Origin of the sequence: Pantoea sp. PSNIH1, from assembly GCF_007680655.1 — a bacterium.
In the GTDB taxonomy this organism is placed as follows: Bacteria; Pseudomonadota; Gammaproteobacteria; order Enterobacterales; family Enterobacteriaceae; genus Pantoea; species Pantoea eucrina.
Window position 1 is genome coordinate 1155511 of record NZ_VEIP01000001.1, and the last position, 15586, is coordinate 1171096.

General features: G+C 56.9%; 11 protein-coding genes. 6 read left to right on the forward strand and 5 right to left on the reverse strand.

Annotation, left to right across the window (positions count from 1 at the left end):
* Nucleotides 1-151: 151 nt before the first annotated feature.
* Nucleotides 152-3550 carry a DNA translocase FtsK 4TM domain-containing protein gene (locus FS690_RS05390; protein ID WP_145339168.1) on the reverse strand — a complete coding sequence of 1133 codons (3399 nt, stop codon included), beginning with the start codon at nucleotides 3548-3550 and terminating at the stop codon, nucleotides 152-154.
* 119 nt (nucleotides 3551-3669) lie between these two features.
* Nucleotides 3670-4164, reverse strand: a complete 495-nt coding sequence (gene lrp / locus FS690_RS05395) for a leucine-responsive transcriptional regulator Lrp (RefSeq protein ID WP_006118610.1) — start codon at nucleotides 4162-4164, stop codon at nucleotides 3670-3672.
* A gap of 520 nt (nucleotides 4165-4684) precedes the next feature.
* Between lrp and trxB the strand changes: the two genes are divergently transcribed.
* The 5 genes from trxB to infA all read left to right on the forward strand — a co-directional run bounded on the left by trxB (nucleotide 4685) and on the right by infA (nucleotide 10568).
* Nucleotides 4685-5650 carry a thioredoxin-disulfide reductase gene (trxB, locus tag FS690_RS05400; protein WP_071668681.1) on the forward strand — a complete coding sequence of 322 codons (966 nt, stop codon included), beginning with the start codon at nucleotides 4685-4687 and terminating at the stop codon, nucleotides 5648-5650.
* Nucleotides 5651-5793: 143 nt separating this feature from the next.
* Nucleotides 5794-7575 carry a cysteine/glutathione ABC transporter permease/ATP-binding protein CydD gene (gene cydD, locus FS690_RS05405; RefSeq protein ID WP_071668680.1) on the forward strand — a complete coding sequence of 594 codons (1782 nt, stop codon included), beginning with the start codon at nucleotides 5794-5796 and terminating at the stop codon, nucleotides 7573-7575.
* Nucleotides 7563-9278: a cysteine/glutathione ABC transporter ATP-binding protein/permease CydC gene (cydC, locus tag FS690_RS05410; RefSeq protein WP_145339169.1), complete on the forward strand. Its 1716-nt coding sequence runs from the start codon at nucleotides 7563-7565 to the stop codon at nucleotides 9276-9278. Before cydD ends, cydC begins: the two co-directional genes overlap by 13 nt.
* 32 nt (nucleotides 9279-9310) lie before the next feature.
* Nucleotides 9311-10003 carry a leucyl/phenylalanyl-tRNA--protein transferase gene (gene aat, locus FS690_RS05415; protein ID WP_104084718.1) on the forward strand — a complete coding sequence of 231 codons (693 nt, stop codon included), beginning with the start codon at nucleotides 9311-9313 and terminating at the stop codon, nucleotides 10001-10003.
* 346 nt (nucleotides 10004-10349) lie between these two features.
* Nucleotides 10350-10568: a translation initiation factor IF-1 gene (infA, locus tag FS690_RS05420; protein WP_002211347.1), complete on the forward strand. Its 219-nt coding sequence runs from the start codon at nucleotides 10350-10352 to the stop codon at nucleotides 10566-10568.
* A gap of 90 nt (nucleotides 10569-10658) precedes the next feature.
* On the opposite strand, the gene clpA is transcribed toward infA, so the two are convergent.
* Together clpA and clpS are read right to left on the reverse strand one after the other, a co-directional pair.
* Nucleotides 10659-12938: an ATP-dependent Clp protease ATP-binding subunit ClpA gene (gene clpA / locus FS690_RS05425; protein WP_039383524.1), complete on the reverse strand. Its 2280-nt coding sequence runs from the start codon at nucleotides 12936-12938 to the stop codon at nucleotides 10659-10661.
* A gap of 55 nt (nucleotides 12939-12993) precedes the next feature.
* The gene (clpS, locus tag FS690_RS05430) at nucleotides 12994-13314 is read right to left on the reverse strand and encodes an ATP-dependent Clp protease adapter ClpS (protein WP_039385772.1); all 321 of its coding nucleotides are present in this window, start codon (nucleotides 13312-13314) and stop codon (nucleotides 12994-12996) included.
* 323 nt (nucleotides 13315-13637) lie between these two features.
* Here clpS and cspD point away from each other — a divergent pair, with 323 nt between their 5' ends.
* Complete coding sequence (gene cspD, locus FS690_RS05435) at nucleotides 13638-13859, forward strand: cold shock-like protein CspD (RefSeq protein ID WP_071668677.1); 222 nt, start codon at nucleotides 13638-13640, stop codon at nucleotides 13857-13859.
* 77 nt (nucleotides 13860-13936) lie between these two features.
* Here cspD and FS690_RS05440 read toward each other — a convergent pair whose 3' ends face one another.
* A complete protein-coding gene (locus FS690_RS05440) occupies nucleotides 13937-15565 on the reverse strand; it encodes an ATP-dependent endonuclease (protein ID WP_145339170.1) in 1629 nt (542 codons plus the stop codon).
* Between the last annotated feature and the right edge of the window lie 21 nt (nucleotides 15566-15586).

A 15586-nucleotide genomic window follows, 5' to 3' on the forward strand; every position in this document is an offset into this window, starting at 1 on the left:
TGATACTCACTGCTATTAAACGTAGTTGCCGTATTGTCTCTTCGACAGAAGAAAAAGCCGAAAGGTCCCAAAGATATGGGGATTGCGCAACAGATAAACAATGGGCCAGTTGTTAACTGGCCCATCAGGAAAGTTGTGCTGTCAGCCAGCGTTACATTTCATGTGGCGGCGGCGAAAGCACCTCGCGGTTACCGTTATGGCCCGGCTCAGAAACAATCCCCTGCGCTTCCATCTGCTCAATGATACGTGCCGCACGGTTATAGCCGATACGGAACTGACGCTGTACACCAGAGATAGAGGCGCGACGTTTCTCAACCACAAAGGAGACGGCCTGATCGAATAGCGGATCGAGCTCTTCATCACCATCCATCCCGCCTGCGCCGCCTTCGCTCTCCTCGCCCGCGGTGATGCTGTCGATATACTGCGGGCGTCCGCGCGCTTTCCAGTCCTGCACGACAGCATGAACTTCCTGATCGCGCACGAATGCGCCGTGCACGCGTACCGGCATTGAGGAGTTAGGTGGCATATAGAGCATATCACCCATTCCCAGCAGCGATTCTGCGCCGCCCTGATCGAGGATAGTACGCGAGTCAATCTTACTTGATACCGTAAAAGCGATACGCGTAGGAATGTTGGCTTTAATCAGACCGGTAATCACGTCAACCGACGGACGCTGGGTTGCCAGCACCAGGTGAATACCGGCAGCACGCGCTTTCTGCGCCAGACGCGCTATCAGCTCTTCTACCTTTTTACCCACCGCCATCATCAGGTCGGCAAACTCATCCACCAGCACAACGATATAGGGCAGCTTCTCCAGTACGGGCGGCGTCATGTCCATGCTGTCACCCGGCTTCCAGAACGGATCGGGAATCGGACGGCCCATCGCCGCAGCCTGCTCAATTTTTTCGTTATAACCGGCGAGGTTACGTACGCCCAGCGCAGACATCAGTTTGTAGCGACGCTCCATCTCCACCACGCTCCAGCGCAGCGCGTTAGCAGCGTCTTTCATGTCGGTGACCACCTCGGTAAGCAGGTGCGGGATCCCTTCATAAACTGACAGCTCAAGCATTTTCGGGTCGATCATGATAAAGCGCACCTCTTCCGGGGTCGCTTTATAGAGCATACTGATGATCATGGTATTAACGCCAACCGACTTACCGGAACCGGTGGTACCGGCAACCAGCAGGTGTGGCATTTTTGCCAGATCGGCGACAACAGGCTGTCCGGAGATATCTTTACCCAGCACCACTGACAAAGGAGAAGGATTATCGCGGAACTTATCACAATCCAGCACTTCACGCAGATAGACCGTCTGACGATGTTTGTTCGGCAGCTCAAGTCCAACGTAAGGTTTACCGGGGATCACCTCTACCACACGCACTGCCACGGCTGACAGTGAACGCGCCAGATCGCGGGAAAGGTTTGAGATCCTCGCCGCTTTAACGCCCGGCGCCAGATCGAGCTCAAAGCGGGTGATCACCGGACCCGGAGAGATCCCTACCACTTCCGCTTTTACCCGGTAGTCAGCCAGACGCGCTTCAACCAGGCGCGCCGTCTGTTCCAGAGCAAACATATCCACCGGCTCTTCTTCTTCCGGAGGAGCCGTCAGCAGCTCAAGTACCGGAAGCGGCGTGGAAGGTTTTTCCAGCGGTCGTTCATGACGCACCAGGAAAGGGTGAAACAGACTATCCTGCGCCGGTACGGCCGGTGCTGCGGCAGGCTCTGCTGCCGGTGCGGCTGGCTGCTGCCACTGCGCGGCTGGTGCTGCTGCCGGTGCGGCTGGTTCGGCTGCCGGTGCGGCTGGCTGCTGCCACTGCGCGGCTGGTTCGGCTGCCGGTGAAGCTGACTGCTGCCACTGCGCTTCAGGCTCCGGCGTTGCCGCAATAGTAAACAGCGGTTCACTCGGCGTATCATCAACCAGATCTTTCATCGGCGAGAAGTCAAAAGCAGCCGAGGTATCCAGATTAAACACCGGCGCTTTTTCTTCCTGCGGTGCGCTGTAACGCTGCTGCTGCTGCGCCGCAAACTGGCTCGCCAGCTGCGCCTGATGCTGCGCCTCCTGATCGTCCTCTTCAGTATGCGACTCCCAGCTTTCACCATAGCGCTGCTGCTGCTGTGACTGAAATGCATCACGCAGCTGCGCTTCCTGAAGCGTAGCCTCTTCCTCATACTGTGGCTGATGCAGCGTGGCGCTCACGTCGGGCTGTTGCTGCTCTGCTTCTTCGCGCGCTTTCTCCTCTGCCATACGCTGTGAAGGCAGTTTGATGCCATAAGAGGCGAGTTCACGTCGGGTCGGCAGTTTAACTTTGTTAGGTCGCGGCAGCTCCGGACCAATCCCCTGTTTTACCTGCGGGTTACGATCGCGCTCAGGCACAATGTCAAAAACAGGCGACAGCGACTCTTCCGCACGCTGTACGGCCGCGGTGGCAGCACCTGTGGCCGCGGCGGCCGTGAATGCAGGGGCGGCAGCAGAGAAGCGATCGGCACTTTGCCAGTCGCCCATGCGCGGGCCATCTTCATCCGGTGCAGCAGGCGACGCGACAGGCTCTGCCGGCAGTTCAAAATGATAAAGCGGTGGCGTCTGCGGTGCTGGCGTGGCGGTCACAACCGGTTGAGATGTGACCGGTTGCGGCACGGCAGCCTGCGTAACTGCTGGCTCCGCCGTCGGTGCAGGTTCTGCTACGGCAGCCGAAGCGGGCGGTGCCTGACGGGCAGCTTCACTGACCGCAGAAAGCGCCGCAGCGGTTGCGCTGGACGCTTTAGCCAGCAGCGGTTCGCTGGCCAGCTCAGCAGAGAGTGCAGGCGCAGACGCAGGCGCTCGCGGCGCAGCCAGCAAAACATCCTCTTCGTCAGCAGCCTGAGACGCCACAACCGGGCGCAATGGGATATCCGCTTCCTCTTCATACTCATCCTCTTCCCAGCGATCGTCATGACGAGAGCGGTTGCTGGCAAAAGTCAGCACGCCCATCACTACGCTCCCGATTTTTTCAGCGATAGCGAGCCATGACCAGCCGGTATAGAGCGTGATGCCTGCGGCCCAGATACAGAGCAGCGTCAGCGTGCCGGTTGCACCATGCAGCCACGGCGCCATGGCATTGCTGACCAGACTGCCAATCACCCCGCCTGAGGCAAAGTACCAGATATCATCCACGTTCAGCGCAGCCAGTCCGCAGGTGGTCACCACCAGTGCCAGCACGCCTATCAGGCGCAATCCAACGGCAAAATAGTCGATATAATCCTGCCGATCGCGCTGACGGAAAGTGATCCAGCACAGCCCCAGGATAACGGGTGGAATGGCATAGGCCATCACGCCAAAGATAAACAGCAAAGTATCTGCCAGCCAGGCACCTGGACTACCCCCGATATTGTGGATAGGTTCATGCCATGCGGTCTGGGACCAGCTGGGATCGGAAGGGTTAAAACTGACCAGTGACACCATCAGATAGATGGCGAACAAGGCTACAAGGATGAGCAACGCCTCGAGCAGACGACGTCCACTGCTCAGCGGTTGTAACGAAACATCTTTATCTTCTGTGTATTCCTGGCTCAAGAGAACTCTCCAGGTGCCTGTAAAATAAGAAGGCAACAGCGCCGGAAGAGCCCGACGCTGGTCCTGTATGAATTCACAGGAGTGTACCTAAATCCTGCACGCTTTGCACCTTCCCTGCGTTAGCGGGTTTTAATGACCAGCCGGTTACTCTGTTTCACCTCTTCCATCACGACATAGGTGCGGGTGTCGTTTACGCCTGGCAGGCGCAGCAAGGTTTCTCCCAGCAGTTTACGATAGGCAGACATATCAGGCACGCGGGTTTTCAGCAGATAGTCAAAGTCACCGGAAACGAGGTGACACTCTTGAGTTTCCTCAAGTTTTTGCACTGCGGCGTTAAATTGCTCAAACACGTCAGGGGCACCGCGATTCAGAGTAATCTCAACAAATACCAGCAGGGATGCATCAAGGTAGTGCGGGTTAAGCTGAGCGGTGTAGCCGAGGATAAAGCCCTGTCGCTCCAGGCGGCGAACACGCTCAAGGCATGGCGTTGGCGAAAGGCCTACGCGCTTGGAAAGCTCAACATTGGAGATACGGCCATCTTTTTGCAGTTCATTCAGGATATTTCTGTCGATACGATCCAGATCTTTTCCGGGGCGCTTTTTATTGTCTACCATTATTATTGTCTCTCTTAATTCCTTCCCTATGCCTGCCACAACCCTGAAAAATGCGTATTCCAGAGCCTTACTGAATTGAAGACCATAAGCCTGTGCAGTCGCGCACCATCCGTATGACGCATGCTGTCTGTCCACATCATGCGTCATTACCAATGTCAGGCTGAGATTTTCTGACGCCACCGCGCAAAACAGCAATCAATTACCGTTCTGAACCGCCAGAGACTCTCTGCTTCTTCCAATGTTTTCGCAAATGCGCAGGCGATTGTCAAAGTAAAACATCTAAATTCAGTACAAGATGCCAGATACCGTGCTGGAGCCCTGTTTTTAAATGATATTTTCAGGGCGGTGATGCCTTTTATTTACTCAGAATGCACTCTTTTAGCGCAACGCTGCAGCAAAGATGCGTTTCATCGTCTACGCCGCTTGCAGCAATTGCTAACAAAATGGTGCAAAGCTTTTTTTGCTGTCCTAATTTCCCTACAATCAAAATCACTGTTGTCAGAAACACACTGAGGAATGCATGAGTACGGCCAAACACAGCAAACTGCTTATCCTGGGCTCAGGCCCAGCCGGTTATACCGCTGCAGTTTATGCGGCACGCGCTAACCTGAATCCGGTTCTGATTACCGGTCTGGAAAAGGGCGGCCAGCTTACGACGACCACCGAAGTTGAAAACTGGCCAGGCGACCCGCATGACCTGACCGGGCCGTCGCTGATGGAGCGTATGCATGCGCATGCCGAAAAATTCAACACTGAAATCCTGTTCGATCATATTCATACCGTTGACCTGCAGCAGCGCCCTTTCCGCCTGACCGGCGACAGCGGCGAATATACGGCGGACGCCCTGATTATTGCGACGGGTGCATCTGCACGCTATCTGGGTCTGCCTTCTGAAGAGGCATTTAAGGGCCGTGGCGTCTCTGCCTGTGCGACCTGCGACGGTTTTTTCTATCGCAACCAGAAAGTTGCGGTGATCGGCGGAGGCAATACTGCTGTTGAAGAGGCGCTGTACCTTGCCAACATCGCGTCTGAGGTGCACCTGATTCACCGCCGCGACACCTTCCGCGCAGAGAAAATTCTGATCGACCGGCTGATGGAGAAAGTGCGCAGCGGCAACATTGTGCTGCATACGCACCGCACGCTGGAAGAAGTGACCGGTGACCAGATGGGTGTGACCGGTGTGAAGCTGCTGGCAACTAACGGTGAGCCTGCAGAATCGCTTGAGGTCGCAGGCCTGTTTGTCGCCATCGGCCACAGTCCAAACACCGCCATTTTTGAGGGCCAGCTGGCGCTGGAAAATGGCTACATTAAGGTGCAGTCCGGCCTGCACGGTAACGCCACGCAGACCAGTATTCCGGGCGTCTTTGCCGCAGGCGATGTGATGGATCACACTTATCGTCAGGCGATTACCTCTGCCGGTACCGGCTGTATGGCAGCGCTGGATGCAGAGCGCTATCTGGATGGGCTGGTTAAAACCGATCGGTAACGTGTTAATAACCTGATCATAATCAAAGTGAGGCGACCTGTTCAGGTCGCCTTTTTTATGTACCGCGTGCTAAAGTGCTGCCGACCGCAATAACCGGATACTTTATCGGGTTTTCGCCCTGTTTCAGAAGAGCAGACGACAGTATGAATAAATCACGGCAAAAGCGCCTGCTGGGCTGGTTACGGCAGCAGCGGGCCTCCGGCGCTACCGCCCTGCGGCTGGCTGCGCTATGCGGCTTTGCCTCCGCACTCGTTCTTATCGCCCAGGCGTGGCTGATGGCTACGCTACTGCAGCAGCTGGTTGTCTCCGATCGGCCCCGCTCGTCGCTGGTCACTCAGTTTCTGCTGTTGCTGTTCTGTTTTCTGTTGCGTGCCGGCTTTAACTATGGCCGGGAGATGGCAGGCTTCCGCGCCGGTCTCGCCATCCGGCGGGCGCTGCGGCGCCAGCTGCTTGATCGCATCGATGCGCTCGGACCGGCCTGGATACAGGGCAGACCTGCCGGCAGCTGGTCAACGCTGCTGCTTGAGCAGATTGAACAGCTGCAGGAATATTATGCGCGTTATCTGCCACAGATGACGCTGGCGGTTGCTATTCCCTGCGCAATTTTGCTAGCTGTGTTTCCCGTTAACTGGGCTGCAGGGCTGATCCTGCTGGTCACCGCTCCGCTGATCCCGCTATTTATGGCGCTGGTGGGCATGGGCGCAGCGGACGCCAGCCGGCGTAACTTTCTCGCGCTATCGCGCCTGAGCGGCGATTTTTACGATCGTCTGCGCGGACGCGACACGCTGCGGCTGTTTCACCGCGCAGCGGCTGAGAAGCAGGCTATTGCCGCCAGCACCGATAGCTTTCGGCAGCGGACAATGGACGTGCTGCGCCTCGCTTTTCTCTCCTCGGCGGTGCTGGAATTTTTCGCCTCGCTGGCGATTGCCGTTGTCGCCGTCTATTTTGGTTTTTCTTACCTTGGCGAATTTAATTTTGGTCATTATGGTACTGGCGTAACGCTGTTTGCCGGCTTTCTTGCGCTAATCCTTGCGCCGGAGTTTTTCCAGCCGCTGCGCGATCTGGGTACCTTTTATCACGCCAAAGCGCAGGCGGCAGGCGCAGCAGATGCGCTGGAAACGTTTCTGCAGGCGACACCGGATGCCCGGCCACAGGGGCCAGTTCGCCCGTGGTGTGACGAGGCTCCTCTGACGCTGACCGCAGAGGATCTGGTGGTAATGAGTCCTGGCGGCCACGCGCTGACGCAGCCGCTTAACTTTACCCTGCGCGCAGGCTGCCGGGTCGCGCTGGTCGGTGAAAGCGGCGCAGGCAAAACCGTGCTGATGAACGCGCTGCTCGGTTTTCTGCCCTGGCAGGGCGTGCTGCGGGCCAATGGCGTGGATCTGCGCCATATCGATCGTGCAGAGTGGCAGCGGCAGCTTGCCTGGGTGGGACAGAATCCGCAGCTGCCTGCACAAACGCTGCGCGATAACCTGATGCCGGATCGACCCGTTGAGGAGAGCAGACTGCAGGCTGTATTAGCCCAGGCTGGCGTAAGCGCATTTCTGACGAGCCTGCCGCTGGGGCTGGATACGCCGACTGGCGAGGATGGTGTCGGGCTTTCTGTTGGTCAGGCTCAGCGGATTGCGGTTGCCCGTGCGCTGCTGAAGCCGGCAAAACTGCTGCTGCTGGATGAACCGGGTTCAGGTCTGGACAGCACCAGCGAATATCACGTCATGCAGGCGCTTAACCAGGCGGCACGGCAGCAGACAACGTTAATGATTACGCACCAGCTGCACGATCTGGCGCAGTGGGATGAAGTGTGGGTCATGCAGCAGGGTGCGCTGGTACAGCAGGGAAGCTGGCAGCAGCTCAGCAGGGAGCCCGGGCTGCTGCAGGAGATGATACGGCAACGTCAGCAGGAGGTTTCACTGTGCGCTCAATAATGCCTTTTCTGCGTCTGTTCCGGCAGCACCCCTGGCGCCTGGGATTGGGGATCGCGCTGGCTATCCTCACCCTGCTTGCCAGTGTGAGCCTGCTTACGCTCTCGGGCTGGTTTCTGGCTGCCTCCTCGCTGGCAGGGCTGGCCGGGCTCTACGCCTTCAACTATATGCTGCCGGCGGCAGGCGTGCGCGGTGCCGCGATTATACGCACCGCCGCGCGTTATTTTGAGCGTCTTGTCAGTCATGACGCCACTTTCCGGGTGCTGCAGCATCTGCGTGTCTACACCTTCAGCCGCCTGATGGCGCTGGCACCTGAGCAGCTATCGCGCTTTCGTCATGGCGAGCTGCTGAATCGTTTTGTCAGCGATGTCGATACGCTCGATCATCTCTACCTGCGTATTATTTCGCCCCTGGCCGGTGCGGCAGTGGTCATTATCGTCGTAACCTGCAGTCTCTCTCTGCTCAGCCTGCCTCTGGCGCTGCTCTTAGGCGGCAGCATGCTGCTGACCCTGCTGCTGCTGCCCGCCCTCTTCTGTTATTTTGGTCAGGCTTCCGGCGCGCGTATCGCCCGCTCTCAGGCGAGCTGGCGGCTGCAGCTTGCTGGCTGGCTCATGGCTCAGGCTGAGCTAAAAATCTATGGTGCAGCGACGGCCTGGCGTCAGCGGCTGGACAGCACAGAGCAGCAGTGGCAGCGCGCGCAGCAACAGCAGCATCACCTGCAGGCGTTTGCGCAGAGCCTGCTGCTGCTGATAGCCGGTCTGACCGTAACGCTGTTGCTGTGGGTGTCAGCTGCTTCTGTCGGGGGCGCAGCGATTGCGCTGTTTCTGTTCTGTGGCCTCGCGGCGTTTGAAGCGCTGGCACCGGTTGCCGGCGCTTTTCTGCCGCTGGCGCAGGTCAGCAGCGCCGCACGGCGCGTGCAGGAGATTATCGACCAGCCGCCTGCCATCTATTTTCCGCCAGCCATGCCGAATACGGCGCCGGGTATCAGCCTCACGCTGGATAACGTTTCATTTAGCTATCCGCAGCGCCCGGAGCCGGTATTAGCGCATTTTTCACTGCAGCTGCGACAAGGCGAACGTATCGCTCTGCTCGGCCCGACCGGCTGCGGTAAATCGAGCCTGCTGGCGCTTATCACCCGTAGCCGGGAAGCCACCGCGGGAAGTATTCAGCTTAATGATACTCCGCTCTCACAGTGGGATGAGACCAGCCTGCGGCAGCGTATCAGCGTGGTGACGCAGCGCGTGCATCTTTTCAGCCAGACGCTGCGGGACAACCTCTTACTGGCGCGCCCAACGGCCAGCGACAGTGAGCTGACAGCCGCTCTGACACAGGCCGGGCTCGGCTTTCTGGCTGAACAGCCTGACGGACTGGATAGCTGGATGGGTGAAGGCGGCAGACCCCTTTCCGGCGGCGAACTGCGGCGGCTGGCCATCGCCCGCGCCCTGCTGCACAACGGCGATCTCTGGCTGCTGGATGAACCCACTGAAGGGCTGGACGCCACGACCGAGCAGCACATTCTGCAATTACTGCTGCGGGTCAGCAAGGGTAAGACGCTGATTATGGTGACACATCGCCTGCGGGGTCTGGAGAAGATGGATCGCATCTGCGTCATGGATCAGGGCGCCATTGTGGAATCAGGTTCTCATGACGTATTAATCTCAAAAGCGGGTCGCTACTGGCGTTTCCGTCAGCGCTTTGCGTTATAGTCTGGAGATGACGCTTCTGAGTAGCTGATGCCATGAGACTGGTACAACTTTCACGTGATTCACTGCACTTCCCGCCGCCGGAAATGGCGCTGCGCGAACCAAACGGTTTGCTGGCGATGGGCGGCGATCTCTCGCCTGCACGTCTGATTAACGCCTACCAGCACGGTATTTTTCCCTGGTTTTCGCCCGGCGATCCGATTCTCTGGTGGTCGCCCGATCCGCGGGCCGTGCTGATGCCAGACGCCTTTCATCTCAGCCGGAGCATGGCGCGTTTTCACCGTCGCTCTCCCTATCGCGTGACCATGAACCACGCCTTTGCACAGGTACTTGAAGGCTGCGCGACCGGACGTCAGGAGGGAACCTGGATCACTTTTGAGGTCAAACGCGCCTGGCTGCGCCTGTATGAACTGGGGCATGCGCACTCTGTTGAAGTGTGGCATGAAAATAGCCTGGTCGGGGGTATGTACGGTCTGGCGCTCGGCCAGATGTTCTGCGGAGAATCGATGTTCAGCCGGCAGGAAAACGCTTCAAAAACCGCGCTGTGGGTATTTTCGCAGCACTTCCGGGCTCATCAGGGCAGGCTTATCGATTGTCAGGTGCTTAATCCCCATACGGCATCGCTCGGCGCAACGGAAATTCCGCGCGCTGACTATCTGCAGGAGCTAAAAAAGCTGGCGTGGCAGCCGGTTGCTGAAGGATGCTGGCAGACGCAGACCCTTTTTTAGCCCTCTCCGCAGATGTTTTGCACACAAATCCACATAAAAGTGATACAATAAGCGAGTTTGGTATGTCGTCCGCGCTTCGCTGTGGCGAGCCGGAATTGCCAGGCTGGGAATCTCACCTGTTTCCTGAAACTGTTTCATCCACCCCAGCCGGGCCGGTTGCTGCAGATTCTTAGCCCGCTAATCCCCCGCAGACGTCAACAACACCCGAATTTATCCGTACTGCACGCGCGACAGCGCGACGCACGGCGAAGCGTTGGCAAAAACAGCCAACGTTTCTTTACATAAATCATGGAATTCGGCATTATCTTGCCGGTTCAACAGTTTGGTAGTTCACCCAGAGGATTCGATGGCCAAAGAAGACAATATTGAAATGCAGGGTACCGTACTGGATACGTTACCTAACACCATGTTCCGCGTAGAGCTTGAAAACGGGCACGTGGTTACCGCTCATATCTCCGGTAAAATGCGCAAAAACTATATCCGCATCCTGACGGGTGACAAAGTCACTGTAGAGTTGACCCCGTACGACCTGAGCAAAGGCCGCATTGTCTTCCGCAGTCGCTAAGCTGCTGCACACGTCGCGGGCTGGTTAAGTTTCCAGCCGCAAAAAAAAAGGCCGGATAATTATCCGGCCTTTTGTTTTATTGCCCTGGCATTAGTGCACAGTGCCTTCCGTTTTGCGCTTCTCTGCGCTCAGGAAGTGATAAGTAAGCTGGTTTTTTTCTTTATCCAGCGCCACTGACACAGAGCCACCGTCCACCAGCGAACCAAATAGCAGTTCATTGGCCAGCGGTTTTTTCAGGCTTTCCTGAACCGTACGCGCCATCGGACGCGCGCCCATCGCCTTATCGTAGCCTTTTTCTGCCAGCCAGTCGCGCGCGTCGTCGCTCACTTCCAGTGAGACGCCCTTCGCATCCAGCTGCGCCTGCAGTTCAACAATAAACTTATCGACGACCTGATGGATCACCTCAGCAGAGAGGTGACGGAACCAGATAATGTTGTCGAGACGGTTGCGGAACTCTGGCGTAAAGATCTTTTTGATCTCCTCCATCGCATCCGTACTGTTATCCTGCTGAATCAGACCGATTGACTTACGTTCAGTTTCGCGTACGCCGGCGTTAGTGGTCATGACCAGCACCACATTACGGAAGTCCGCTTTACGCCCGTTGTTGTCGGTCAGCATACCGTTATCCATAACCTGCAGCAGCAGGTTAAAGACATCCGGGTGCGCTTTCTCAATTTCATCCAGCAGCACCACAGCGTGCGGATGCTTGATCACCGCATCCGTTAACAGACCGCCCTGGTCAAAGCCCACATAGCCAGGAGGTGCGCCAATCAGACGGCTGACCGTATGGCGCTCCATATATTCCGACATATCAAAACGCAGCAGCTCAATGCCCAGCGCTTTCGCCAGCTGCACGGTGACTTCTGTTTTACCTACCCCGGTCGGACCGGCGAACAGGAAGGAGCCGACCGGCTTGCGATCCTGACCCAGACCAGCGCGACTCATTTTAATCGCTTCGGTCAATGCCTCAATCGCATTATCCTGGCCAAATACCAGCATTTTCAGGCGGTCGCCCAGGTTTTTCAGCGTATCGCGATCGGTGGCCGATACGCTCTGTTCCGGTATACGTGCAATCCGTGCCACAACCGATTCAATATCGGATACGTTAACGGTTTTCTTACGCTTGCTCACCGGCACGAGACGCGCCCGCGCGCCCGCTTCATCGATGACGTCAATGGCTTTATCCGGCAGATGACGATCGTTGATATATTTAACCGCCAGCTCTACCGCGGCACGCACCGCCTTCGCGGTATAACGCACGTCATGATGCGCTTCATATTTCGGCTTCAGTCCGTTGAGGATCTGCACGGTCTCTTCAACCGAAGGCTCAGTAATATCAATTTTCTGGAAGCGGCGCGCCAGTGCGCGATCTTTCTCGAAAATATTGCTGAACTCCTGATAGGTTGTGGAACCCATCACGCGGATTTTACCGCTGGAGAGCAGTGGCTTAATCAGGTTAGCGGCATCCACCTGCCCGCCCGATGCTGCACCGGCACCGATGATGGTGTGGATCTCATCAATAAACAGGATGCTGTTGTTATCCTGCTCCAGCTGTTTGAGCAGCGCTTTAAAGCGCTTTTCAAAATCGCCGCGATATTTGGTGCCCGCCAGCAGAGAGCCGATATCCAGTGAATAGATAGTGCACTCTTTCATCACCTCAGGTACATCACCCTGCACAATACGCCAGGCGAGCCCTTCAGCAATCGCGGTTTTACCTACGCCCGATTCACCCACCAGCAGCGGATTGTTTTTACGCCGGCGGCACAGCACCTGCACGGCGCGCTCCAGCTCTTTTTCACGCCCGATAAGCGGGTCGATACCGCCAACGCGAGCAAGCTGGTTAAGATTGGTGGTGAAGTTCTCCATACGCTCCTCCCCGCCTGCCTGCTCTTCATTGACCGGATTGTCCGCGTTATTCTGCGACTGGCCGGGCTCATCTTTACGTGTGCCGTGAGAGATGAAATTCACCACATCGAGACGGCTGATTTCATGTTTGCGCAGCAGATAAGCCGCCTGCGACTCCTGCTCGCTGAAAATGGCAACCAGGACATTGGCGCCTGCAACTTCACTGCGACCGGAAGATTGAACGTGGAATACCGCCCGCTGCAGCACGCGCTGGAAGCTGAGCGTAGGTTGCGTATCGCGCTCAGCTTCGCCGACCGGCAGCACCGGCGTGGTTTGTTCGATGAAGGCTTCGAGTTCCTGACGCAGAGCCACAATATCCACCGTACAGGCTTCCAGTGCCTCTCTGGCCGACGGGTTACTGAGCAGTGCCAGTAACAGATGTTCGACGGTCATAAACTCGTGACGGTGCTCGCGCGCTCTGGCGAAAGCCATGTTTAAACTGAGTTCCAGTTCTTGATTGAGCATTTGGCACCTCCCCCAATTATCGCTCTGACTGCCTGTTTCCTATATGGAGACAGGTTCAGGCTTTTTCCAGCGTACACAGCAAAGGATGTTGATTCTCTCTGGCATAGTTGTTCACCTGCGCAGCTTTTGTCTCTGCTACTTCAGCGGTGAAAACACCGCAGACTGCCTTTCCATGATAGTGAACTTTCAGCATCAGTTGCGTGGCGCGTTCAATATCATAAGAAAAGAACTTTTGCAGAACGTCAATAACAAATTCCATAGGTGTATAATCGTCATTATTCAGGATGACTTTATACATTGAAGGCGGCTTTAACCCTTCACGTACTTTGTCTTCGGCCAGGTGTTCAAAATTAAGCCAGTCGTTTGTGTTTGCCATAATCGTCCATTGGAATTCTGCGTTGCGGTCATGCATTTTAGCCTGCACTAACCTGAAGTTTAACACGTCTGTCAAGCCGGGTTTGCTATCGCTGCTATCGGTACGAAAAGCAGATGCGCGACCTGTATCACAAAATTCTCAATAGCGTTAACTGCCTCAAATTTTGGTGATTTTCTGCCCATGCATCCGGGTCGATTGCTTGACGATAAGGTCCGTTTCTCTACATTCTACATGCACAAGCTGATTGAGTTTTAAACAACCTCGACTCACAGCTGCGATGACCTCACCTACTTATCAGAATGTCTTGCGAGGGAAGTAAAAGCATGGAGACGGGTACTGTTAAATGGTTCAACAACGCCAAGGGCTTCGGCTTTATTTGTCCGGTTGGCGGTGGCGATGACATCTTTGCGCACTACTCCACCATTCAGATGGAGGGTTACAGAACGCTTAAAGCGGGTCAGCACGTTCAGTTTGATGTTCACGAAGGGCCAAAAGGCAACCATGCCAGTCTGATTGTCCCCTGTGAGGCGTCGCTGCATTCCTGACCGGCGCAGCGCGCGGTTATTCTGACCACTCCGCCCCTGAAATGCCAGCCGGTAACGCTGGCATTTTACTTTTCATCCTATCCTGCACGCCGCTGTGCCAGCATTTTTACCTGACTAAAAAGCGCTCTGAACAGCGGCGGAATCGCCTGCGGGCCGCGCTCCCCGGCTGCCAGCGCCACGGCAATGGCCAGCTCAGGCTTAGAGCTGTGATGGATCGCCTGCGTAATAATACGCCGTGGCGTCATCGCAATGTTTAACGGCAGGTGCGCCATCTGATGATAGACCGCGCGGAATCCGTGCTGATAGAGAAAGTGTTCAATGTCAGCTGCCGGAAACTGCGTCAGGTGCACCTCTTCCTTTTCGTGGGTCAGCAGCTGGCTGCGGGTGGTCGCCGCATATTTCTTTCCTGCCTCATCGCCATCGGTCAATACGTGCCAGGCAATTCCCATACGCCGGGCAAATTTCAGCAGCGGCTTCAGGCCTGCCTGGGCAAACTCGATCACCCGGATCCCTTCTGCGGCAAAATGATCGCCCTGCTGTCGCGCCAGCTCGTTAACGATCCACACCTCCGTCTCGCCCTCTACCAGCAGCCAGCAGCGGGCAAACAGCGCGGCGGGTCGATTAACGCGAATATGAAACGCGATGCGGCGATGATCCTCGGCGCTCAGCCCCGCTTCGCCGATACGCCACGCCGCTACGCGGCTCGCTTCACGCACCAGACGGCAGAGGTTTTCCAGCGGCGTCTGGGAAACCAGTTCACCTGAATTGGTGGTGACCAGCCGCTGCAGCGGCAGCAGCGTCAGTAAATTCCAGGTAACCGAAAGCATTATCGGGTGCAGCCGGGTTTCAGGATCCTCGACCAGCAGAACAGGCTGGGCGCCGTCTGGCAGCGCATTGCTGCCGGGCAGCAGTGCCAGCAGCCGCAGCTGCACCTCGCGACGATGCTCTGCACTAGCCCCCGCCAGCAGCCGGTTAAGCGCATCCAGCGCCTGCCAGCCTGCGCTGCCGTCGCGCAGTTCCGGTGCCATTCGCGGGTGACTGACGCCGGGTTGCTGAACGAGAAAATAGTGCGCCATCAGCTGCTGCATTGTCTGTACGCCCTGCAGCAGCACCTCATCGCTCACCGCCCGGCCGCCCGCCGCGCGATTGAGCTGCTGTAACACGCTCTGCAGCGCCTGCAGACCCGGATCCCGACCCTCACCGCCTGGTTCATGCGTCCGATGGCGCTGTCCGAACCGCGCATCGCGTAAACGCAGCACCGGATGGTGCTGCCGCAGCCAGCTTATCGCCGCCGCCGTCGGCTCCGCTGCCAGCAGCTGATTACGCGCGTCAATAAAACGCCAGCTGCTTTTCACGCCGTCCGCTTTGCAGGTAGCCCGCAGACTAAAGCGCAGATAACTCCCCTGCTCATCGTGCTGCCAGAAAGGCTGCAGCAGGGTATTTTCCCGCTCTGCTTCACAGGCGCGAAAGCGCACCACTATCTGTAGTGTGCGCCAGCGTGCCGCGGGGGCCGCGGCGGGGAAATGGAAATCCTCTTCGCTGAGGGTGGCGTGCGCGCTGGCCGGATCCAGCATGAGTGAGAACGCGTCCAGCAGGCTTGATTTGCCCCAGGCGTTTTCACCTATCAGAAGATTCGTCATCGTAAGCGGCAGCGAGAGCTGATTAATGCCGCGAAAGCCGCTGATATCAATATGATCCAGAATCATAGGGTTATCCTGTACAGAGGT

Excerpts from the sequence above, each read along its gene's own strand:
- lrp (WP_006118610.1), bottom strand. The coding sequence starts at position 4,164 with ATGGTAGACAATAAAAAGCGCCCCGGAAAAGATCTGGATCGTATCGAC.
- FS690_RS05440 (WP_145339170.1), bottom strand. The coding sequence starts at position 15,565 with ATGATTCTGGATCATATTGATATCAGCGGCTTTCGCGGCATTAATCAG.
- infA (WP_002211347.1), top strand. The coding sequence starts at position 10,350 with ATGGCCAAAGAAGACAATATTGAAATGCAGGGTACCGTACTGGATACG.
- cydD (WP_071668680.1), top strand. The coding sequence starts at position 5,794 with ATGAATAAATCACGGCAAAAGCGCCTGCTGGGCTGGTTACGGCAGCAG.
- cspD (WP_071668677.1), top strand. The coding sequence starts at position 13,638 with ATGGAGACGGGTACTGTTAAATGGTTCAACAACGCCAAGGGCTTCGGC.
- trxB (WP_071668681.1), top strand. The coding sequence starts at position 4,685 with ATGAGTACGGCCAAACACAGCAAACTGCTTATCCTGGGCTCAGGCCCA.
- clpS (WP_039385772.1), bottom strand. The coding sequence starts at position 13,314 with ATGGCAAACACAAACGACTGGCTTAATTTTGAACACCTGGCCGAAGAC.
- aat (WP_104084718.1), top strand. The coding sequence starts at position 9,311 with ATGAGACTGGTACAACTTTCACGTGATTCACTGCACTTCCCGCCGCCG.
- clpA (WP_039383524.1), bottom strand. The coding sequence starts at position 12,938 with ATGCTCAATCAAGAACTGGAACTCAGTTTAAACATGGCTTTCGCCAGA.